Here is a 19,767-nt window from a genome sequence, read left to right as displayed (position 1 = left end):
TTGCTTGTTGGAGCCCCTTATGAGTGTTACTTCCCCCCGCGTTGCCGTTTGTGCTCGCGTTTTCCCTGAGTCACTGGCCAAATTGGAAGCGGCTGGTTTTACCGTACACGCCCATCAAGCAGACAACGCGTTGCAAGGTGAACAGTTGGTAGCCTGGGCACAAGGTGCCGAGGCATTGATCGTTTCGGCAAGCAGCCGTATCGATGCCGCCATTTTGGAGCAACTACCCAACCTGAAAGTCATCGCCAACATAGGAGTAGGCTATAACAACATTGACGTAGCTGCAGCCACAGCCCGAGGCATCCCGGTCAGCAATACTCCCGACGTATTAACCGAAACCACCGCTGACCTCGCGTGGGCATTGATGTTTGCCGCTGCCCGACGCATCAGCGAATCCGAGCGCTGGCTGCGTGATGGGCAATGGAAATCCATGTCTATGGATGGTTGGTTGGGTATGGATATACACGGCAGCACCTTGGGCATCATTGGTATGGGCCGTATAGGCAGTGCCGTAGCACGCCGCGCGATGGGTTTTGGTATGCGTGTGCTGTATCACAACCGCACCGCCCTAGCTGCCGAAGACACTCCCGGCGTAACGTGGGTAGACAAAGAAACCCTGCTGAAAGAAGCGGATCATGTAATTTTGGTGGTGCCTTATTCCCCAGCCACTCACCACCTCATCGGCGCCACCGAACTGGCACTGATGAAACCTACTGCAGTACTGGTGAATATTGCCCGTGGTGGTGTAGTGGACGATGTGGCCTTAGCCCATGCGCTGCAAAGCGGCAAACTGGGTGCCGCAGGTATAGATGTGTTTGAAAACGAACCGAACATTGCCAAAGAATTACTCAATGCCCCCAATGCGGTGCTGACACCCCACATAGGCAGCGCCACCAAACGTACGCGTTTGGGCATGGTGGATTTGGCTGTGGATAACTTATTAGACTGGCAAGCAGGCAAAACACTGCGTAATTCGGTTAATCGTTAATCAACATCTGGCATTCTGGGGCGAAACCACTACTCGCCCCAGTTTGTACTGTGGCAGTCTCCTAACATGGGAAATGAATGCGGCTTTCATGGTTTAACTGGTGAGATGTGGTTTGCACACCTAGAGTGTAAAAACCCACAGATCAATCACTGTCTGCCGTAGCCCTGCGGCTGCGAAAGTATTTTTTAATTTGTACGCCAAAGAAAGGGCTGTAAACCTCACCACATTCAGAACAGTCAGGGGACGGAGAGGAAACTTTTTTGATTTGGTGTCTCAAATCACAAAAAGTATTCCTGCAGTCCCCAGCGTGTGCGATGAATACAACCATCAGACTCCCCCTACTCACGCCCTCTGCACAAAACACAAACCCACAAGTTTTTAATCCAGATCAAGGTTTGTTATCACACTAGCACCTATGCTCTAAACCACTATATATAGTTTCAAAAATACTTTTAAACACAATATGTAGATGGAGAGCCTTATGACACTGCTACCTGGTCACGCGCTGGATGATGACCATCACCCCTCACTAGCTCCTGTTGTAGAGGTAGGCAACACCATGGAGGAATACCTGCACAGGCGTGACTGGCGTATCAATGCCAACGCCAACCAAGGGTACTCTTTGGGCGGGCTAATTCTAAACGTCGCAGGCAAGGTAGTAGCCAATTATTGGCTAAGCCATATTTATCCACCGGAAGTAGGTCTGGCACATCGCAATGCCGACCTACACATACACGACTTGGATGTGTTTTCTGGTTATTGTGCGGGCTGGTCACTGCGCACCTTGCTGCATGAAGGGCTAAACGGTGTACCCGGAAAAGTAGAGTCTGCTCCGCCCAAACACTTATCCAGTGCGGTGGGTCAAATCGTGAATTTCTTGGGTACTTTGCAAAACGAATGGGCAGGTGCTCAAGCCTTTAGTTCTTTTGACACCTACATGGCACCATTTATACGCAAAGATAATTTGCCTTATGACGAGGTGAAGCAGTGCATGCAAGAACTGATTTACAACCTCAACGTGCCATCACGCTGGGGTACGCAAACCCCTTTCACTAACCTCACTTTTGATTGGGTATGCCCCGAAGACTTGCAAGAGCAAACGCCGGTGATTGGCGGTGTAGAGATGCCATTTAATTATGGTGATCTGCAAGCTGAAATGGACATGATTAACCGTGCCTATATGGAGATCATGACCCAAGGTGATGCCAAAGGCCGCGTGTTCACCTTCCCTATCCCCACATACAACATCACCAAAGACTTTGATTGGCACAGCGAAAATGCAGATCGCCTGTTTGCCATGACAGCACGTTACGGGCTGCCTTACTTTCAGAACTTCATCAATTCTGAGCTAGAACCCAATATGGTGCGCTCCATGTGCTGCCGTTTGCAGTTGGATCTACGCGAACTGCTGAAACGCGGCAATGGGCTATTTGGCTCAGCAGAACAAACTGGCTCGGTAGGTGTAGTCACCATTAACTGCGCCCGTTTAGGGTACGTATACGCCGGGGATGAGCAGGCTCTTTTTAATCGCTTAGATGCGCTGTTAGAACTAGGTAAAACCAGCCTAGAAATCAAACGTCAGGTCATACAGCAGCATATGGATGACGGGCTATTCCCTTACACCAAACGCTACCTAGGTACGCTGCGTAATCACTTCTCCACCTTGGGTGTGAACGGTATTAACGAAATGATCCGTAACTTCACCTTAGATAAGCACGATATCACCACGCCTTGGGGCCACGACTTTGCACTGCGTTTGCTAGATCACGTGCGGGAACGCATGGTGGCATTCCAAGAAGAAACTGGCCACCTCTATAACCTAGAAGCCACTCCCGCCGAAGGCACCACCTACCGTTTCGCCAAAGAAGATAAAAAACTCTATAACGACATACTACAAGCCGGCACCGAAGACATGCCTTACTACACCAATTCATCGCAATTACCCGTTGGTTTTAGTGATGATCCGTTTGAGGCCTTGCTGCACCAAGACAACTTGCAATGTAAGTACACCGGCGGCACCGTTCTGCACCTGTATATGAATGAAGCCGTTTCGTCGGTGGATGCCTGCCGCACGCTGGTTAAACGTAGTTTGGAAAACTTCCGCCTGCCTTACATCACCATCACCCCTACTTTTTCCATTTGCCCTAAGCATGGTTACCTGTCTGGGCGACATGAGTTCTGCCCCAAATGCGATGACGAGCTGCTAGCCCGTCACACCACCACTCACCATTAAGCTATTGGAGTACTGACGATGACTACCACCCAACACCCTGTTTTGCGTAATGAAGAACGACAAGCCTGCGAAGTGTGGACACGTGTCATGGGCTATCACCGCCCTGTATCCTCATTCAATATTGGCAAACAAGGGGAGTTTCACGAGCGCCTGCACTTTGCAGAACATCCGCAGCACAACACTGAGCCTCTACGCAAACGAGCCTAAGCACTATGACAACCACCACGGTCACGCCTTGGCCCATACGCCCCGGGCGCAAGATAAAAATAGGCGGGCTGACGCCCTTCAGTGCTGCCGACTACCCGGGCCAACTGGCCGCCGTCATCTTTATCCAAGGCTGCCCGTGGCGCTGTCATTATTGTCATAACCCACATTTACTAGAGCGCACTGCCAAAAGCCCTGTAGATTGGGACGACGTCTTAACATGGCTGGATACACGGCATGGGTTATTAGATGCCGTGGTATTTAGTGGTGGTGAAGCCTTACTAGATCCCATCTTGCCAGTAGCGATGGCACAAGTACGCGAACGTGGTTTCAAAATAGGTTTACACACCGGCGGCGCATACCCTGATGCGTTACAGGGTGTGCTGCCTTTGGTGGATTGGGTAGGTTTGGACATCAAAACCCGTTTTACTGATTATCCAGCCATCACCAAACTGCCTCGCAGCGGTGAACCCGCTAAACGCAGCTTGGAAATTTTGCTCAGAAGTGGGGTCAGTTACGAGTGCCGCACCACCATACATGCCAGTTTGCATAGTGATGAGCAGCTGTGCAAGATGGCAGATGAACTGGCATCGCTAGGCGTATCTACTTTGAGTCTGCAACGTTTCCGCAGTGAGGGCTGCATCAATCATGCGCTGAACCATGTCAGTCATGCACACTTTCCAGCCCCCAACACACTAGACCATTTATCAGGGCTATTCGAGAACTTTAGCGTACGTTAAGGCTTGGCGGGCTCTGTCCACGGGCAATAACAGCCCACTGCCAAAAAGCCTGCCCGCTGATTTACCGTTTCACCAGCGACCAGCCTATCTAATATAGGTTCTACAAAGCTATTGGCCGACGTACACACCATACCCAAGCTATACGGCCCGGCATACACCAAACGCCCAGACGCATCCCAAATGCCAACCGCAGGGCTAGCCGGAATGTGTTCCATGCCAGGGATGTAATCCAAAGGTTTAAGCTTACCTTGTAAGAAAGTCGGTAACTCACCGGTAGAGCCGGGTTTTTGCACGCTATAGAAATCAATATTGGCGCGTTTGTACATGCTAATCAAATAGCTAAGGTGCGCACCGGTTTCTCTATTACAGTAGGTGCATTCTGGGTCCCAGAAGTGCACCATACGAATGCGGCCCGTAGCTCCTGCTAATTCTATAGGCAGTTGCAGTGCCGTATCTTCAAACACAATAGCTTGTTCTGGGTAAGCACTTAAGCCACTTATCCCAAAGTAACGCCACAATGCTGCCCCCATGCCGAACAAAATCAGCATGCAGACGCTCACAAAGATACGTAAAGCATTACGACGCACAAAACTTGGGCGCTCAACCGTAGACGATGGCGTTGTTTTCATTCTGACTCCAACCCACTACTTACGGCTGCTGCCCAAATTTACGTACGTATTGCTTAGTCATTTCTTGGCATGACTTCGCCAATTCCTGCTGTGCAATCAGAGAACGACTGGGATCTACACTACGCTCACGACATTTCAGTATGGCTTGCTGCTCAGCTGCCTGCACTGCTGGAGTTTGCGGTCTAGACATGACGTACGCCAAAATAGCGAGCATCAGAATAATAAACACCCCACTTCCAGCCATAATAATGTGAAAGTGCAAACGCGAACGTCTTGGCCCTTGGCCTTGCTGAGACGACATACTTCATCCATTTTTTAAACCCTACATGAGCTTTATTTTACTGCATACAAGACATTCTTGTATGTATTTACAAAAAACATGTAAGGCAAAAATAACTACACGATAGCCGAAATTCGTTGAGGTTTATCAGCAGATAGCAAAATATCTGCCAATTTCTCTAGGGCTACTTGCAAGCGAGTATGATCTGGCGCCCCACCCAAAGCAATACGAATAGCCCCCGGAGACGACTCATAAGCGCAGAACACGTCTGAGCTGGTAACCCCTAAGCCTTGCTCTTGTGCCGTTTGTATCAACCTATATTGATCCAACTTCGGTGATAGCTCTAACCACAGGTGCAGGCCATAGGGGTGAGCAATAGGTTTGCCCGGCAAGATACTGGCAGCAATTTTCTGCCGCTGACCCGCATCTTGGCGTATTTGGCGCATCCATTCTTGTGCCGCCCCTTCTTGTATCCAGTGCGTGACACTAGACACCATAGTTTGCGCAGGCATCAAGCTTAATGAGCGTAATGCATCCAAAATAGGCTCTATAGGTTCTGACGGTGGCACCACCAAATAAGCAGTGCGCAATCCCGGCGCCAAACACTTAGACAAGGTAGAGACATAAAACACCGGTGGTCCCGATGTAGATGACAGCCCCAACGCCGCAATAGGTGGTGCGGCATCACCTGCCAACAACCAATAGGGATCGTCTTCGATCACAGCCACGTCATGGCGCGTGATCACTCTATAAATAGCTTCGCGCCGCGATTGCGGCATAGTCGCGGTAGTGGGGTTATGAATAGTAGGTACTAGATAAAGTAAGGACGGCTTGTTTTCTCTGCATACTTTTTCTAGTTCATCAGGCAACATACCATCCGCATCGGCAGGCACCGTAACCACTCTACGCTGCAATACGCGTATAGCGGCCAAGAAGCCAGGATGCGTCAAACTATCTACCACTACCACATCATTAGGTTGGGTACGCGCCAACAGCAACGCGCTCAGAGCAGCTTGAGCCCCTGAGCAAATCACAATGCGATCACCATCCACGTTGCTTAGCATAGGTTTCAGCCATGCCGCCGCTGCTTGGCGATCTTGGCTTAGACCAGCCCCAATGCGATAACTCATGAAATCGGCATTAGACATCAGCTTTTGCACATGGCTCATAGCTGACAACATCATACGACTAAACAACGCACTTCCTAATAAAGGAGGCGTGTTCATGCTGAGGTCTACAGTCCCGTGATCCTCAGCGCTCGTACAGGAAATATAGGAGCCCCCTGCCCCGTATGCATCCATTAAACCGGCCGCGCGTATCTCTGCATACGCCCGTGTAACCGTTGTAAGATCTACACCCATCGCTTGCGCCAGCTCACGCTGAGGTGGCAAACGGTCCCCTGGACGCAACACGCCATCATGTACCGCATTGATGATTTGGTTGGAAATCTGTTGATAAAGGGATCCTTCTCCGTCTTGGAAAGGCCTGACCCAAGAGGAGTTTGGTTTTTTTAATTTACGGATTGTGGTTGGAACTTCCATAACGGAAACTCACCTCCTCTATACAAAACCCCATAAAATTACCATACAATAGCGAACTTGCATGGAACATTCTTTACACTTGTATGGTGCTGACTCTTCTCCTTACATAGCCATCATACCAAGAGTAAGTGCAACGTCCCTGTTGTTGCGTCAATACACGCTCATCTTCTTGGAAAAACCATTACACAAGGTCTAGGCATGATGAAAACTTGCTGGAACCGTACCCGTTATGCTCTCATGGCTTTTATGCTTTTGGGTCTTAGCGGATGCGACTGGGTGCTGTTCAACTCTAAAGGAGCTGTAGGCATTGCCCAACGCGATCTGATTATTATTTGCGTCGCGCTTATGCTTATTGTGGTGATTCCCGCCATCGTCATGTCATTTATCTTTGCATGGCGTTACCGGGCATCTAATCAAAAAGCAAAATACACACCAAACTGGACTCATTCCACAAAAATTGAAGTTGTGGTTTGGGGGGTTCCCTTGATCATTGTTTGCATTCTTGCATTCATTGTGTGGAAATCCACCCACGAATTGGATCCTTATAAGCCTCTAGAGTCGACAGTAGAACCACTGAACGTGGAAGTCATTGCTACCGACTGGAAATGGGTCTTTGTTTACCCAGACCAAGGCATTGCTACCGTTAACCAGTTGAAGTTCCCTGCGAATCGCCCCTTGGCATTTAGCATCACTTCAAACTCCACCATGAATACTTTCTTCATCCCTCAGTTGGGTGGTCAGATTTATGCCATGGCGGGTATGCGTACTCAATTGCACCTGATTGCCGATGAAACCGGGGAGTTCCGCGGTATGTCCGGCAACTACAGTGGCAACGGCTTCTCCCAAATGCACTTCATGGCAACCGCGTTGACGGATGCTGAGTTTGACGCATGGGTAGACGAAGTACACGAGTCCGACAAAACACTGGATATGACTAGCTTTGCTGAATTGGCTAAGCCTACTCGTCATTACTACCCTATTACTTACTTCGGCTCAGTTGAACCTCAACTGTTCAAGAAAGTAATAGACCAGTTCATTGGTGTAGGTGCTAACACCACACCGGCGCCGGCATTGGATGCCGAGCCATCCAATACAACCAAGGAGTAAAGGTCATGTTTGGAAAACTGACATGGGACGCCATACCCCTGCACGAACCCATCGTCGTGGTGACCCTGATCGGTATCGTGTTGGGCGGTGTCGCCCTACTAGGTGCGATCACCTACTTTAAGAAGTGGGGCGTACTCTGGCGTGACTGGTTCACGACCGTAGACCACAAACGCATCGGTATCATGTATATCGTTGTAGCTCTCGTCATGTTAGTGCGCGGTTTCGCCGATGCACTGATGATGCGTGCACAGTTAGCTGCTGCCGGCCCCGGTAGCGAAGGCTTCCTGCCCCCAGAACACTACGACCAGATCTTTACCGCCCACGGCGTGATCATGATCTTCTTCGTCGCCACACCATTTGTTGTGGGTCTGATGAACGTAGTAGTGCCTCTGCAGATCGGCGCTCGAGACATGGCTTACCCATTCTTGAACGCGTTCAGCTTCTGGATCTTCGTAGTCGGCGCTGTGCTGGTTATGCTGTCCTTGGGTGTAGGTGAATTTGCTCAAACAGGTTGGGTAGCGTATCCGCCATTATCTGGGATTGAATACAGTCCTGGAGTGGGGGTGGATTACTACATATGGGCCTTACAGGCATCCGGTCTAGGTACACTGCTGACCGGGGTTAACCTGTTTGTGACTATCCTGAAAATGCGTGCACCAGGCATGGGCCTGATGAAAATGCCCGTGTTTACATGGACCTCTTTTGTCACTTGCGCGATTATTATTGCTGCGTTCCCAATCTTGACCGTAGCTCTGGGCGCTCTGACACTAGACCGTTACTTAGACTTCAACTTCTACACCAACACATTGGGCGGTAACCCAATGATGTACGTAAACTTGGTGTGGGCATGGGGTCACCCTGAAGTGTATATTTTGGTGCTGCCAGCTTTCGGTATTTTCTCCGAAGTGACAGCTACCTTTGCACGCAAAAAACTGTTCGGCTACAAATCCATGGTAGGCGCGACCATTGCTATTGGTCTGCTGTCCTTCGTAGTGTGGCTGCACCACTTCTTTACCATGGGTTCCGGCGCCAGCGTCAATGCCTTCTTCGGCATTATGACCATGATTATTGCCGTCCCAACTGGTGTGAAGATCTTTACATGGCTGTTCACGATGTACCGTGGCCGCGTAGAGTTCTCCGTACCTATGATGTGGACTATCGCTTTCTTGGTGACATTCACCATCGGCGGTATGACAGGCGTGTTGTTGGCTATTCCTGGTGCTGACTTTGTTCTGCACAACAGCTTGTTCCTGATCGCTCACTTCCACAACACCATTATTGGTGGTGCGCTGTTTGGTTACTTTGCTGGGTTCTACTTCTGGTTCCCGAAAATGTTCGGCTTCAAGCTCAATGAGCGTCTGGGTCGTTACTCCTTCTGGTGCTGGGTCATCGGCTTCTACTTGGCGTTCATGCCGTTGTACATGCTGGGCTTCATGGGCATGACACGTAGGCTGAACCAATACGACAACCCTGCATGGCAACCGTACCTGTACGTAGCCTTCGTGGGTGCACTGTTCGTGTTGGCAGGTATTGGTTTCATGCTGCTGCAGTTGTACGTCAGCTTCCGCGACCGCAACAAAAACCTGGATGTTACTGGCGACCCATGGGATGGCCGTACATTGGAGTGGGCAACCTCTTCTCCTCCAGCGTTCTATAACTTCGCTGTTACCCCTGTGGTTGATGATCTGGATGCGTTCCACGAAGCTAAAGAGCGTGGTTTACCACCACCTCCTAAGCATTACGAACCTATCCATATGCCACGCAACACTGGCGTACCAATGATTGTTAACGGGTTCCTGCTGTTGATGTGTTTCGCGCTTATCTGGCACATCTGGTGGTTGGCTGCAGGCAGTTTCGCTGCAACGATCATCACCTTCATCGTTCGCTCTTACAACGATGATGTGGACTACTACGTCCAGCCTGATGAAATTGAACGTATAGAGAATGCGCATCATCAAGCTGCGCTTGCACAGAAAGGTTGATAGCAACATGTCGACTATGACTCAACAATCCGCTCATTCGGCTGCCCACGGCGATCACGCCCACGCAGACGATCACTCACACGACCAGGGCTCCACAAAAGTCCTGGGCATGTGGATATACCTCATGTCCGACCTCGTACTGTTTGGTACGTTGTTCGCTTCTTTTGCGGTATTAAGCAATGCGTTTGCTGGTGGCCCCACCAGCAAAGAACTAGTCTCACTACCTTTCGTACTGGTTGAGACCTTTGTTCTGCTGTTCTCCAGTATTACCTACGGCTTTGTCATGCTGGCAGTACATCGCCAAGATAAAGCAGCCGCACTACGCTGGTTATGCGTAACGTTTGTATTGGGTGCTTCCTTTATTGGCATGGAGATCTACGAGTTCCTGCACCTGATTGCTGAAGGTGCTGGTCCTACCCGTAGCGCTTACTGGAGTGCCTTCTTCACATTGGTTGGCACACACGGTATTCACGTTACTGCCGGTTTGATCTGGATGGCTGTGGTTATCCATCAACTGACTACACGCGGCCTGACACCTACCAACATCACACGCCTGTCGTGCCTGAGCATTTTCTGGCACTTCCTGGATCTGGTTTGGATCTGCGTGTTCACCGTCGTGTACCTGTTTGGAGCTCTTTAACATGTCACATTCCTCCACAAGCCGCGCAGGAGAAAGCCACGGCAGCGCCAAGTCGTACGGCATTGGGTTTGTTCTGTGCGTGATTCTGACTGTTATTCCTTTTGCTTTGGTGATGAACCCTGTTCTCAGCAAACCAACCACTATGTTGATCGTGGTTGCCTTTGCTGTGATCCAGGTAATCGTTCAGTTGGTGTTCTTCTTGCACATGAACCGTTCGTCCGAAAACGGCTGGAATTTGGCCAGTTTCGTGTTCACCTTAGTTATTTTGTTCATCGTTATTGCATTGTCTATCTGGATCATCTGGAGCATGCATTACCACATGATGATCAACGGATAAGTTCAGCCCTGAACTGTTAGTCCGTTCGCTCTTCGCACCCGGCCGGCCCTACGGCTGGCCGGATGCTTCCTGCTACTGGAGCGCACTATGAATCATGCGACCCTCACCGCCGTCACTGCTTCACGTTGGTCCCAATTTTGGGTACTGACTAAGCCTAAGGTGGTACAACTCATTGCTTTCTGCGCCTTCATCGGTATGATGCTGGCACTCCCCCATTGGCCAGACCGTGCCGAATGGGTACGAATTCTGCTGTCTTGCTTTGGCATTTGGCTGGTAGCGTCGGCTGCCGCCGTTGTGAACTGCTTCGTAGAAAAATCCATTGATGCCCGCATGAAGCGTACAGCGTGGCGTCCTACTGCTCGTGGCGAACTCTCTGATCGCCAGGCACTGCTATTCACTGCCATTCTGTGTTCGCTGGGCTGCTTTATTCTGGTGACATATGCCAATATGCTCACTATGTGGCTGACTCTGGCAACCTTTGTTGGCTACTCCATTATCTACACCATTATTCTGAAGCCCCTGACATCCCAAAATATTGTGATTGGTGGTGCATCAGGTGCGATGCCTCCGCTGCTGGGCTGGGCAGCCATACGCGGTGAAGTGCATATAGAAGCCATCATTCTGTTCTTGATTATCTTCGTCTGGACACCCCCACACTTCTGGGCACTAGCGATGTATAGGGTTGAGGATTACAAGCGCTCTGGCCTGCCTATGCTGCCTGTTACACACGGCATGGACTATACTGCGCGCCACATATTCCTCTACACCATTGCGCTGTTTATCACGACATTGTTGCCCGTTTTCTATGGCATGAGTTCTTGGCTGTATCTGATTACTGCCATTGTGCTGAGCGGCATATTTTGTGCCTACGGGTATGCGCTGTACAAAAACTACTCCGACGATTTGGCAAAAAGAACCTTCCGTTGGTCTCTCTGGCACCTAAGCGGCATATTCCTTGCCTTGTTGCTGGATCACTACTTGCTATAAAAGCTGTTCGTTATGTCTTGGACTCGTACCCTACTACTGTGTTTACCCCTGTTGTGGCTTAGCGCTTGCTCTGACGAGAAGCCCGCCTTTCATGCCATGGATTTCAGTCAAGTAGAGTACGCCCAAGACTGGAACATGCCTGACGATACTGGCCGCTACACCAGCGTGGCAGATTACGCAGGCAAAGTCGTCTATGTATTTTTCGGGTTTGCACACTGCCCTGACGTCTGCCCCACCACCATGGTAGAAATGGCAGAAGTAAAAGAGAAACTGGGCGAAGACTTCGACAAACTGCAAATATTGTTTGTGACTGTAGACCCCGAGCGAGACACCCCCGAAGTCATGCGTGCTTACTTGGACAGCTTTGATCCTAGCGCCCACGCTTTGATTGGCAGCCCGGACGAAGTAGAGAAAATGGCCCGCGACTTCAAAGTGTTTTACCAACGCGTTCCTGGCCCTACCCCAGACAGCTACACTATGGACCACGCTGCAGGTGCCTACGTGTACGATCCTAAAGGTAAATTACGCTTGTATATCAACTATGGCACGCCTGTGGATAACATTGTTGATGACATACAGCAGTTGATAGACGGGAAGTAAAAAATTCGCTGCCTATATACGGCCCCATCTACACAGCTACTTTCTCTCTAACGCAGCACAAATACGCTGTTCTACAGCTTGCACAATAGCGATGCCCAGCACACAGTTAGCTGGGCATTTTTTATTTCCAATGCATTGCTTAGCGCAGCACCCTAATAGCGGCTGAAACGCGCATGCACGCTATCGTTACGCAGCTTTACTCGGCTGGTGTTGTTATCCCTATAGCTGCTTTATATTACCCATCATAAGACAGTCACTATAAAGCTCCACACGCTGTTTATAGACTAAACCAGCCCTTACCCACACACAGTAAAATTAGATGCCTTAAAACGTCTAAAAATCGTTATACACAGCATCGTGATAAACGTTCCACTAACTGTGGACAACCCACATGAACAAAGCCCTTAATAGGCTTCGTTGACACACTCTACGCCAGCGCGGCCCAGCACACCTACAGTAGTATCAAAGGTAGCGGAGAAATGCTTTGACCGCATCAGCAGGGCAAAACAAAAACCCCTGCAGATTTGCATCAGCAGGGGGTTTTTGATCGCTCTATGATCCGTAGATCATGCATCTTTCAGGCTAACACCTAGTCAGTTTAGTGACCAGGATTTTGCTTGAATCTACGTGCTGCAGCTGCTTGAGCGGCCAGCATGGCCAACTCAGCTTCTACTACAGCCATATCCGCTTGATCTTTGGTATTGCGCAGAGCTTCTTCGGCGCGCTCGCGGGCTTCCAATGCTTTGGCTTCGTCCAAATCAGCAGCACGAATAGCTGTGTCAGACAGAACCGTTACTTTGGAAGGCTGAACCTCGAGAATACCGCCAGCAACGAAAATCACTTCTTCACTGTTGTCGGCCATAACGATCTTCAGCATACCCGGACGAATCCGAGAAATCAGTGGGGTGTGGCCGGGCAAAATACCCAGCTCGCCTGATTCACCAGGAAGCACAACAAACTTGGCTTCCCCGGCAAACAGCGATTTTTCCGCACTGACCACATCAACTTGAAGCGTAGCCATGAGTAGTCCTTACAGGGTTTTCGCTTTTTCGAATGCTTCGTCGATGCCGCCAACCATGTAGAAGGCTTGCTCTGGCAGTGCATCGCACTCACCATCAACGATCATTTTGAAACCGCGCAGTGTTTCGCTCAATGTAACGAATTTACCAGGAGCACCTGTAAACACCTCTGCCACGTGGAAAGGCTGAGACAGGAAACGCTGGATCTTACGTGCACGAGCAACAATCTGTTTGTCTTCTGGAGACAGCTCATCCATACCCAGAATCGCAATAATGTCACGCAATTCGTTGTAACGCTGCAGAGTTTGCTGTACGCCACGAGCAATTGCATAGTGCTCTTCACCAACCACTTGAGGATCCAACTGACGGCTTGTAGAACCCAGTGGGTCAACCGCAGGATAAATACCCAAAGCAGCGATGTCACGAGACAATACAACTGTGGAGTCCAAGTGCAAGAAAGTTGTTGCTGGGGATGGGTCAGTCAAGTCATCCGCAGGAACGTAAACGGCCTGAATAGAGGTAATAGAACCAGTTTTAGTGGAAGTAATACGCTCTTGCAGTTTACCCATCTCTTCAGCCAGTGTAGGTTGGTAACCCACGGCGGAAGGCATACGACCCAACAGCGCGGATACTTCAGTACCGGCCAAGGTGTAACGGTAGATGTTATCTACGAAGAACAGAATGTCACGACCTTCGTCACGGAATTTTTCCGCCATAGTCAGACCGGACAATGCCACGCGCAGACGGTTACCTGGAGGCTCGTTCATCTGACCGAACACCATGGCTACTTTGGATTCGCCGATGTTGTCCAGTTGAATAACGCCAGCTTCTGCCATTTCGTGGTAGAAGTCGTTACCTTCACGAGTACGCTCACCTACACCAGCGAACACGGACAAACCACTGTGTTGCTTAGCGATGTTGTTGATCAGCTCAAGCATGTTCACGGTTTTACCCACACCCGCACCACCGAACAGACCTACTTTACCGCCTTTAGCAAAGGGGCAAACCAAGTCGATCACTTTGATACCGGTTTCAAGCAATTCCACGGATGGGGACAGCTCGTCAAATTTAGGGGCATCCTGGTGAATAGCGCGACGCTCTTCAGTAGGGATTGGGCCAGCTTCGTCGATTGGGCGACCCAGTACGTCCATAATACGACCCAGAGTGGCGGAGCCAACTGGAACGGAGATAGGAGCGTTGGTGTTGCCTACTTCCATACCACGGCGCAAACCGTCGCTGGAACCCATAGCAATCGTACGGACAACGCCGTCACCCAATTGCTGCTGAACTTCGAAGGTCAAACCTTCTTCGGCGAATTTGGAGCTTGTATCGACAAGCTTCAAGGCGTCATAAACCTTAGGAATGCTGTCGCGGGGGAACTGAATATCCACCACGGCGCCGATGCACTGAACGATGGTACCGTTGCTCATGTTTAGTCCTTGCATAATAACTTAATGGTTAGCCACACACCGATTACACGGCTGCAGCACCCCCCACGATTTCAGAAATTTCTTTAGTAATAGCAGCTTGACGGGTTTTGTTGTAAACCAGTTGCAGCTCACCAATCACTTTTTTGGCGTTATCGGATGCGGCCTTCATCGCCACCATACGGGCGGATTGCTCAGAAGCCATGTTTTCCGCTACAGCCTGATACACCAGACCTTCTACATAGCGCAACAACAGTTCATCAATAACAGTTTTCGAATCGGGTTCGTAGATGTAATCCCAACCGTATTCAGATTTGAGTGCTGTAGTTGCTGCTGCACTCTCGCCCACAACCTGGAAAGGATCTGCCAAACCGCTAGGCAGTGGCAATAAACGAATAAACGTAGGATCCTGAGTCATGGTGTTTACGAAGCGACTTGTAGCTAGGTAGACTGCATCAATCTTGCCAGCAACAAAATCGTCCATCTGCACTTTGACTGCACCGATCAGACGCTCAAGGTTAGGTTCATCACCCAACTGCACTTCCTGAGACACCAAATTGGCACCAACACGTGCCAGCGTAGAAGCAGCTTTGCTACCCAGCGCTGTGGTTTGTACCTTAATGCCTTGATTTTCAAAATCGCGCAGACGAGCCAATACCAAACGCAAAATGTTGGTATTCAAACCACCACACAGGCCTTTATCCGTACTAACTACTACCACACCAACTGCATTCAGCTTTTCACGCTCAAGCAAGTAGGGGTGTGCGTAGTCTGGGTGTGCCTGCATCAGGTGCGCTGCAATTTCGCGTACCTTGGTCGCATAAGGACGGCCTGCACGCATCCGTTCCTGCGCCTTGCGCATTTTGGATGCCGCCACCATCTCCATGGCTTTGGTGATCTTGCTCGTGTTTTGCACGCTCTTGATCTTTGTACGAATTTCTTTAATTCCAGCCATCACACTTTCCTGTAAAGGCGTTATCGGGACAGGGCACCTGCCCCGCTATATGGGGCAGAACAAGCCTGCCCCTGCCTTAGCTCCAGACTTAGAAAGAGCCGTGCTTTTTGAAGTCTTGAATGGCGGCAGCCAATTCAGCTTCATCTTCTTTGCTCAGGTTAGCCGTATCTTGGATACGGTTTACCAGGTCTGCATGTTTGCTACGCAGCGAGTCTTTCAAAGCTTTTTCGAATGGCAGAATCTGCGCAACTTCGAGGTCATCCAAGTAACCATTGTTAATGGAGAACAGGCTAACTGCCATTTCCCACACTTCCAATGTTACGTACTGAGGCTGTTTCAACAACTCCACAGCACGACGACCACGCTCTAGCTGACGACGTGTAGCTTCATCCAGATCAGAAGAGAACTGCGCAAACGCAGCCAATTCACGGTACTGAGCCAGGTTAGTACGAATACCACCGGACATTTTCTTGATAACTTTGGTCTGAGCTGCACCACCCACGCGGGATACGGAAATACCAGCGTTAATCGCAGGACGTACACCGGAGTGGAACAAGTCTGTTTCCAAGAAGATCTGACCGTCAGTAATAGAAATTACGTTGGTAGGAACGAAAGCGGAAACGTCACCAGCTTGGGTTTCAATAATTGGCAGCGCGGTCAAAGAACCAGTTTTGCCTTTTACTTCACCGTTAGTTAGACGCTCTACGTACTCAGCGTTTACACGAGCAGCACGCTCCAGCAAACGGGAGTGCAGGTAGAACACGTCACCTGGGTAAGCTTCACGACCTGGAGGACGACGCAACAGCAAGGAAACCTGACGGTATGCCCAAGCTTGTTTGGTCAAGTCATCGTAAACGATCAGAGCATCTTCACCACGGTCACGGAAGTATTCACCCATCGTACAACCGGCGTAAGGAGCCAGGTATTGCATCGCTGCGGACTCGGAAGCCGACGCTGCAACTACGATTGTGTATTCCAGAGCGCCGTGCTCTTCCAATTTGCGTACTACGTTGTTGATGGTAGAAGCTTTCTGACCAACAGCTACGTATACACAAGTAACGTTTTTGCCTTTCTGGTTGATGATGGTGTCAACTGCCACAGCTGTTTTACCAGTCTGACGGTCACCAATAATCAATTCACGCTGACCACGGCCAACTGGCACCATGGAGTCAATCGCTTTAATACCAGTTTGCAGAGGCTGATCAACGGATTGACGAGCAATCACACCAGGAGCAACCTTTTCGATTACGTCCGTAGCTTTAGCGTTGATAGGGCCTTTACCATCAATTGGGTTACCCAGTGTATCCACTACGCGACCGCGCAGTTCAGGACCCACAGGAACCTCAAGAATACGACCTGTAGCTTTAACAGGATCGCCTTCCGACACGCCTGTGTACTCACCCAGAATAACGGCACCAACGGAGTCACGCTCCAGGTTCAGCGCCAAGCCGTATACGTTGTTAGGGAACTCTAGCATTTCCCCTTGCATCACATCGGACAAGCCGTGGATACGTGTAATACCGTCAGTCACGGAAACGACCGTGCCCTGCGTGCGAATGTCTGCAGACGCGCCAAGGCCTTCAATTCGGCTCTTGAGCAGTTCGCTGATCTCAGACGGATTAAGTTGCATGTTCAGACTCCTGGAATCCTGTATTCTGGCCTGCCATCAAGCTGCCAATGTGTCGCGCATGCGGGCCAGACGGGCCTGCACGGAAGTATCAAGTACCTGATCGCCTACCACTACGCGAACGCCGCCGATCAAATCAGTATCAACGGTGACTTCAGGCTCTAGCTTCAAACCGAATTTTTTCTCAAGTGCGGCAACAAGCTTGTTCAGCTCATCACCTTGCAAGGGGAACGCACTGCTGATGCGGGCTACAGCACTACCTTCTTGTTTATGTTTCAGAAGGTCAAACTGTTCAGCAACCTGCGGCAACAGCAGCAGGCGTCCGTTAGCAATCAGCAAGTTCAGCAGATTGCGTGCCTTGTCATTCAGTGGGGTTTTCAGCAGACCTGAAAAAATCTCAAAACGCTGCGTATTGTTCAGCGTGGGCGTAGCCAGTGCTTCACGAACGTCGGGAAGATCAGCCACCTGAGCCATTTCGGACAAGAGGGCCGCCCATTGCTCAAGTGCACCCTGTTCTTGGCGTACAGCCTCGAACAGCGCCTCAGCGTAAGGTCTGGCAATAGTCGATAGTTCAGCCATGGCCTACCTTCAGATTAAAGTTCTGCTTCAAGCTGGTTCAACAGCTCGGCATGCACAGAAGAATCAACTTCGCGTCGCAGAATCTGCTCAGCGCCAATTACGGCCAGTTTGGCCACGTCGCCACGCAGTTGATCACGCAAACGCTGCACTTCCTGTACCGCGTCCAGGTGAGCCTGGGCGATGATACGGGCTTTTTCATGTTCAGCTTCAGCGCGTGCTTGTTCGATAAGTGCAGCGGCTTGCTTTTCAGCTTCAGCCAAACGTGCATGGTTATCGGACTTCGCGGATGCTTCCATCAGACTGATACGTGCCTGGGCTTGTGCCAGATCAGCTTTGCCTTTATCGGCTGCAGCTAGACCATCGGCAATCTTTTGGCGACGATCATCGATTGCTCTCGTCAGTGGTGGCCATACGAACTTCATCGTAAACCAAGCCAAGACGAAAAACACGATCATCTGGAAAAAGAGAGTCGCGTTTAAATTCACGGTCGTATCCCTTAAATACCTCTTGTGCCGGGCTAAAAATGTACCGACACCCTATGTTCAAGTCGAGAGCGGCGCAATTTACAGCACCGCCAACCTCAACTGCCTGTCCGCCGTAGGGCCAGCGGACGCGCCGCTATTAACCAACAAATGGGTTAGCAAACGCAAACAACATGGCAATACCAACGCCAATCAGGAAGGCCGCATCGATCAGACCAGCCAACAGGAACATTTTGGTTTGCAAAGCGTTCATCAGCTCTGGTTGACGAGCAGAAGCTTCCAAGTATTTACCACCCATCAGGGCAATACCGATACTGGCACCAAATGCACCCAGACCGACGATAATACCGCAAGCCAGTGCAACTAAAGCAACGTTGGTCATGACAACTCCTTGGTTAAAAATCTTGTGTTCAAAAAAACAAATAAAAACGGAACGGCGTAGCAGAAAACCTGATCAGCCCCGGGTCGGACACCGCGCCAAACCCGGAATATGTTTAATGGCCTTCGTGAGCCTGACCTACGTAAACGAGAGTCAGCATCATGAAAATAAACGCCTGTAGCAGCACGATCAGAATATGGAAAATTGCCCATATAGAACCGGCCAATACATGACCTACACCCAAGCCAATGCTTGAGCCATTAAACCCTGTCCATGCACCGCCTAACAAAGCGATCAGCATGAAAACCAGCTCACCCGCGAACATGTTACCGAACAGTCGCATACCGAGAGAAACCGTTTTGGCTCCGTACTCGATAATGTTCAGCAAGAAGTTGAACGGAGCCAGCAGCACACCAGCAATACCACCAAAGGTAAAGGGGGCTGTAAATAATGATTTCACAAAGCCAGCAGGCTTATGCATTTTGACGCTGTAGTACAGTGTCATCAACAACACGGCCAACGACATACCCATAGGGATGTTCAAGTCAGCGGTTGGCAAAATACGGTGGTAGTACAGAGGATCGCCGTGCTCACTAGCCAAACCTGTTTGGATAAAGATCCAACCAAGGAAGTCGACGGGAACCAAGTCCAGCACGTTCATCAAAATGATCCACAAGAACACTGTCAGTGCCATTGGTGCCACAAAGCGGCGGGATTCTTCATTGTGAACGATGGATTTAGCCTGATCTGCAACCCAATCAACCAGCATTTCAGCGGCAGTTTGGAAACGACCTGGTACACCTGCTGTTGCAGAGCGTGCTGCACGGTACAAGAAAAACACAACCAGCAAACCCATGAGCAGCGACCAGAAGATCGAGTCATAGTTAATGATGCTGAAATCGGCTATAACACTCTGCTTTTCACCCACACTGTTCATGTGAACAAGGTGGTGCTGAATGTAGTCAGACTGAGGCGAATTACCACTGGCAGCCATCTGAATTACCCTGTGACGTATACATTATGGGCACTAG

The 19,767-nt window shown here is 50.1% G+C and carries 19 protein-coding genes and 1 pseudogene; 9 read left to right on the top strand and 11 right to left on the bottom strand.

Annotation, left to right across the window (positions count from 1 at the left end):
* Positions 1 to 19: 19 nt before the first annotated feature.
* From AC3QL0_RS01570 to AC3QL0_RS01560, 3 genes and pseudogenes are all read left to right on the top strand, one after another.
* On the top strand, positions 20 to 988 hold the full coding sequence (locus AC3QL0_RS01570; RefSeq protein ID WP_493009762.1) for a 2-hydroxyacid dehydrogenase: 969 nt from the start codon (positions 20 to 22) through the stop codon (positions 986 to 988).
* Positions 989 to 1,457: 469 nt separating this feature from the next.
* A pseudogene (locus tag AC3QL0_RS01565) lies at positions 1,458 to 3,428 on the top strand (ribonucleoside triphosphate reductase).
* A gap of 5 nt (positions 3,429 to 3,433) precedes the next feature.
* Positions 3,434 to 4,165, top strand: coding sequence for an anaerobic ribonucleoside-triphosphate reductase activating protein (locus tag AC3QL0_RS01560; RefSeq protein WP_493009761.1), 732 nt, complete (start codon positions 3,434 to 3,436; stop codon positions 4,163 to 4,165).
* On the opposite strand, the gene AC3QL0_RS01555 is transcribed toward AC3QL0_RS01560, so the two are convergent.
* The 3 genes from AC3QL0_RS01555 to AC3QL0_RS01545 all read right to left on the bottom strand — a co-directional run bounded on the left by AC3QL0_RS01555 (position 4,162) and on the right by AC3QL0_RS01545 (position 6,615).
* Complete coding sequence (locus tag AC3QL0_RS01555; protein ID WP_493009760.1) at positions 4,162 to 4,794, bottom strand: DUF6436 domain-containing protein; 633 nt, start codon at positions 4,792 to 4,794, stop codon at positions 4,162 to 4,164. The genes AC3QL0_RS01560 and AC3QL0_RS01555 overlap by 4 nt on opposite strands.
* 19 nt (positions 4,795 to 4,813) lie before the next feature.
* On the bottom strand, positions 4,814 to 5,095 hold the full coding sequence (locus AC3QL0_RS01550; RefSeq protein ID WP_135866581.1) for a hypothetical protein: 282 nt from the start codon (positions 5,093 to 5,095) through the stop codon (positions 4,814 to 4,816).
* Between the two features lie 95 nt (positions 5,096 to 5,190).
* The gene (locus AC3QL0_RS01545) at positions 5,191 to 6,615 is read right to left on the bottom strand and encodes an aminotransferase-like domain-containing protein (RefSeq protein WP_493009759.1); all 1,425 of its coding nucleotides are present in this window, start codon (positions 6,613 to 6,615) and stop codon (positions 5,191 to 5,193) included.
* Positions 6,616 to 6,813: 198 nt separating this feature from the next.
* On the opposite strand from AC3QL0_RS01545, the gene cyoA reads away from it, so the two are divergent.
* The 6 genes from cyoA (at position 6,814) to AC3QL0_RS01515 (ending at position 12,268) form a co-directional block, all read left to right on the top strand.
* Complete coding sequence (gene cyoA, locus AC3QL0_RS01540) at positions 6,814 to 7,722, top strand: ubiquinol oxidase subunit II (RefSeq protein WP_493009758.1); 909 nt, start codon at positions 6,814 to 6,816, stop codon at positions 7,720 to 7,722.
* A gap of 5 nt (positions 7,723 to 7,727) precedes the next feature.
* Positions 7,728 to 9,704: a cytochrome o ubiquinol oxidase subunit I gene (gene cyoB, locus AC3QL0_RS01535; protein ID WP_493009757.1), complete on the top strand. Its 1,977-nt coding sequence runs from the start codon at positions 7,728 to 7,730 to the stop codon at positions 9,702 to 9,704.
* Between the two features lie 7 nt (positions 9,705 to 9,711).
* Positions 9,712 to 10,344 carry a cytochrome o ubiquinol oxidase subunit III gene (cyoC, locus tag AC3QL0_RS01530; protein ID WP_493009756.1) on the top strand — a complete coding sequence of 211 codons (633 nt, stop codon included), beginning with the start codon at positions 9,712 to 9,714 and terminating at the stop codon, positions 10,342 to 10,344.
* Between the two features lies 1 nt (position 10,345).
* Entirely contained in the window at positions 10,346 to 10,681 is a 336-nt protein-coding gene (gene cyoD / locus AC3QL0_RS01525) for a cytochrome o ubiquinol oxidase subunit IV (protein ID WP_493009755.1), read from the top strand.
* Between the two features lie 87 nt (positions 10,682 to 10,768).
* On the top strand, positions 10,769 to 11,668 hold the full coding sequence (cyoE, locus tag AC3QL0_RS01520; protein ID WP_493009754.1) for a heme o synthase: 900 nt from the start codon (positions 10,769 to 10,771) through the stop codon (positions 11,666 to 11,668).
* Positions 11,669 to 11,680: 12 nt separating this feature from the next.
* Positions 11,681 to 12,268 carry an SCO family protein gene (locus tag AC3QL0_RS01515; RefSeq protein WP_493009753.1) on the top strand — a complete coding sequence of 196 codons (588 nt, stop codon included), beginning with the start codon at positions 11,681 to 11,683 and terminating at the stop codon, positions 12,266 to 12,268.
* Positions 12,269 to 12,866: 598 nt separating this feature from the next.
* Here AC3QL0_RS01515 and AC3QL0_RS01510 read toward each other — a convergent pair.
* The 8 genes from AC3QL0_RS01510 to atpB all read right to left on the bottom strand — a co-directional run bounded on the left by AC3QL0_RS01510 (position 12,867) and on the right by atpB (position 19,730).
* On the bottom strand, positions 12,867 to 13,289 hold the full coding sequence (locus tag AC3QL0_RS01510; protein WP_135865769.1) for a F0F1 ATP synthase subunit epsilon: 423 nt from the start codon (positions 13,287 to 13,289) through the stop codon (positions 12,867 to 12,869).
* A 9-nt stretch (positions 13,290 to 13,298) separates the two neighbouring features.
* On the bottom strand, positions 13,299 to 14,717 hold the full coding sequence (gene atpD, locus AC3QL0_RS01505; protein WP_166406870.1) for a F0F1 ATP synthase subunit beta: 1,419 nt from the start codon (positions 14,715 to 14,717) through the stop codon (positions 13,299 to 13,301).
* Positions 14,718 to 14,760: 43 nt separating this feature from the next.
* Positions 14,761 to 15,669 (bottom strand): F0F1 ATP synthase subunit gamma, encoded by a 909-nt coding sequence (gene atpG / locus AC3QL0_RS01500; protein ID WP_493009752.1) that lies wholly within the window; start codon positions 15,667 to 15,669, stop codon positions 14,761 to 14,763.
* A gap of 88 nt (positions 15,670 to 15,757) precedes the next feature.
* Entirely contained in the window at positions 15,758 to 17,299 is a 1,542-nt protein-coding gene (atpA, locus tag AC3QL0_RS01495) for a F0F1 ATP synthase subunit alpha (protein ID WP_135863679.1), read from the bottom strand.
* A gap of 36 nt (positions 17,300 to 17,335) precedes the next feature.
* Positions 17,336 to 17,875: a F0F1 ATP synthase subunit delta gene (locus AC3QL0_RS01490; protein ID WP_135863681.1), complete on the bottom strand. Its 540-nt coding sequence runs from the start codon at positions 17,873 to 17,875 to the stop codon at positions 17,336 to 17,338.
* 14 nt (positions 17,876 to 17,889) lie between these two features.
* Complete coding sequence (locus AC3QL0_RS01485; RefSeq protein WP_135863682.1) at positions 17,890 to 18,360, bottom strand: F0F1 ATP synthase subunit B; 471 nt, start codon at positions 18,358 to 18,360, stop codon at positions 17,890 to 17,892.
* A gap of 136 nt (positions 18,361 to 18,496) precedes the next feature.
* The gene (atpE, locus tag AC3QL0_RS01480) at positions 18,497 to 18,739 is read right to left on the bottom strand and encodes a F0F1 ATP synthase subunit C (RefSeq protein WP_113933100.1); all 243 of its coding nucleotides are present in this window, start codon (positions 18,737 to 18,739) and stop codon (positions 18,497 to 18,499) included.
* A 112-nt stretch (positions 18,740 to 18,851) separates the two neighbouring features.
* Positions 18,852 to 19,730, bottom strand: a complete 879-nt coding sequence (gene atpB / locus AC3QL0_RS01475; protein WP_493009751.1) for a F0F1 ATP synthase subunit A — start codon at positions 19,728 to 19,730, stop codon at positions 18,852 to 18,854.
* Positions 19,731 to 19,767 lie beyond the last annotated feature (37 nt).

Source organism: Paenalcaligenes sp. GW821-LYS-B07-1, assembly GCF_058803365.1.
This window is presented reverse-complemented; position numbering and strand designations above follow the sequence as displayed.

What these genes read in the sequence shown, in the direction of transcription:
- AC3QL0_RS01570 (WP_493009762.1), top strand. Translation starts at nt 20, where the DNA reads ATGAGTGTTACTTCCCCCCGCGTTGCCGTTTGTGCTCGCGTTTTCCCT.
- AC3QL0_RS01560 (WP_493009761.1), top strand. Translation starts at nt 3,434, where the DNA reads ATGACAACCACCACGGTCACGCCTTGGCCCATACGCCCCGGGCGCAAG.
- AC3QL0_RS01555 (WP_493009760.1), bottom strand. Translation starts at nt 4,794, where the DNA reads ATGAAAACAACGCCATCGTCTACGGTTGAGCGCCCAAGTTTTGTGCGT.
- AC3QL0_RS01550 (WP_135866581.1), bottom strand. Translation starts at nt 5,095, where the DNA reads ATGTCGTCTCAGCAAGGCCAAGGGCCAAGACGTTCGCGTTTGCACTTT.
- AC3QL0_RS01545 (WP_493009759.1), bottom strand. Translation starts at nt 6,615, where the DNA reads ATGGAAGTTCCAACCACAATCCGTAAATTAAAAAAACCAAACTCCTCT.
- cyoA (WP_493009758.1), top strand. Translation starts at nt 6,814, where the DNA reads ATGATGAAAACTTGCTGGAACCGTACCCGTTATGCTCTCATGGCTTTT.
- cyoB (WP_493009757.1), top strand. Translation starts at nt 7,728, where the DNA reads ATGTTTGGAAAACTGACATGGGACGCCATACCCCTGCACGAACCCATC.
- cyoC (WP_493009756.1), top strand. Translation starts at nt 9,712, where the DNA reads ATGTCGACTATGACTCAACAATCCGCTCATTCGGCTGCCCACGGCGAT.
- cyoD (WP_493009755.1), top strand. Translation starts at nt 10,346, where the DNA reads ATGTCACATTCCTCCACAAGCCGCGCAGGAGAAAGCCACGGCAGCGCC.
- cyoE (WP_493009754.1), top strand. Translation starts at nt 10,769, where the DNA reads ATGAATCATGCGACCCTCACCGCCGTCACTGCTTCACGTTGGTCCCAA.
- AC3QL0_RS01515 (WP_493009753.1), top strand. Translation starts at nt 11,681, where the DNA reads ATGTCTTGGACTCGTACCCTACTACTGTGTTTACCCCTGTTGTGGCTT.
- AC3QL0_RS01510 (WP_135865769.1), bottom strand. Translation starts at nt 13,289, where the DNA reads ATGGCTACGCTTCAAGTTGATGTGGTCAGTGCGGAAAAATCGCTGTTT.
- atpD (WP_166406870.1), bottom strand. Translation starts at nt 14,717, where the DNA reads ATGAGCAACGGTACCATCGTTCAGTGCATCGGCGCCGTGGTGGATATT.
- atpG (WP_493009752.1), bottom strand. Translation starts at nt 15,669, where the DNA reads ATGGCTGGAATTAAAGAAATTCGTACAAAGATCAAGAGCGTGCAAAAC.
- atpA (WP_135863679.1), bottom strand. Translation starts at nt 17,299, where the DNA reads ATGCAACTTAATCCGTCTGAGATCAGCGAACTGCTCAAGAGCCGAATT.
- AC3QL0_RS01490 (WP_135863681.1), bottom strand. Translation starts at nt 17,875, where the DNA reads ATGGCTGAACTATCGACTATTGCCAGACCTTACGCTGAGGCGCTGTTC.
- atpE (WP_113933100.1), bottom strand. Translation starts at nt 18,739, where the DNA reads ATGACCAACGTTGCTTTAGTTGCACTGGCTTGCGGTATTATCGTCGGT.
- atpB (WP_493009751.1), bottom strand. Translation starts at nt 19,730, where the DNA reads ATGGCTGCCAGTGGTAATTCGCCTCAGTCTGACTACATTCAGCACCAC.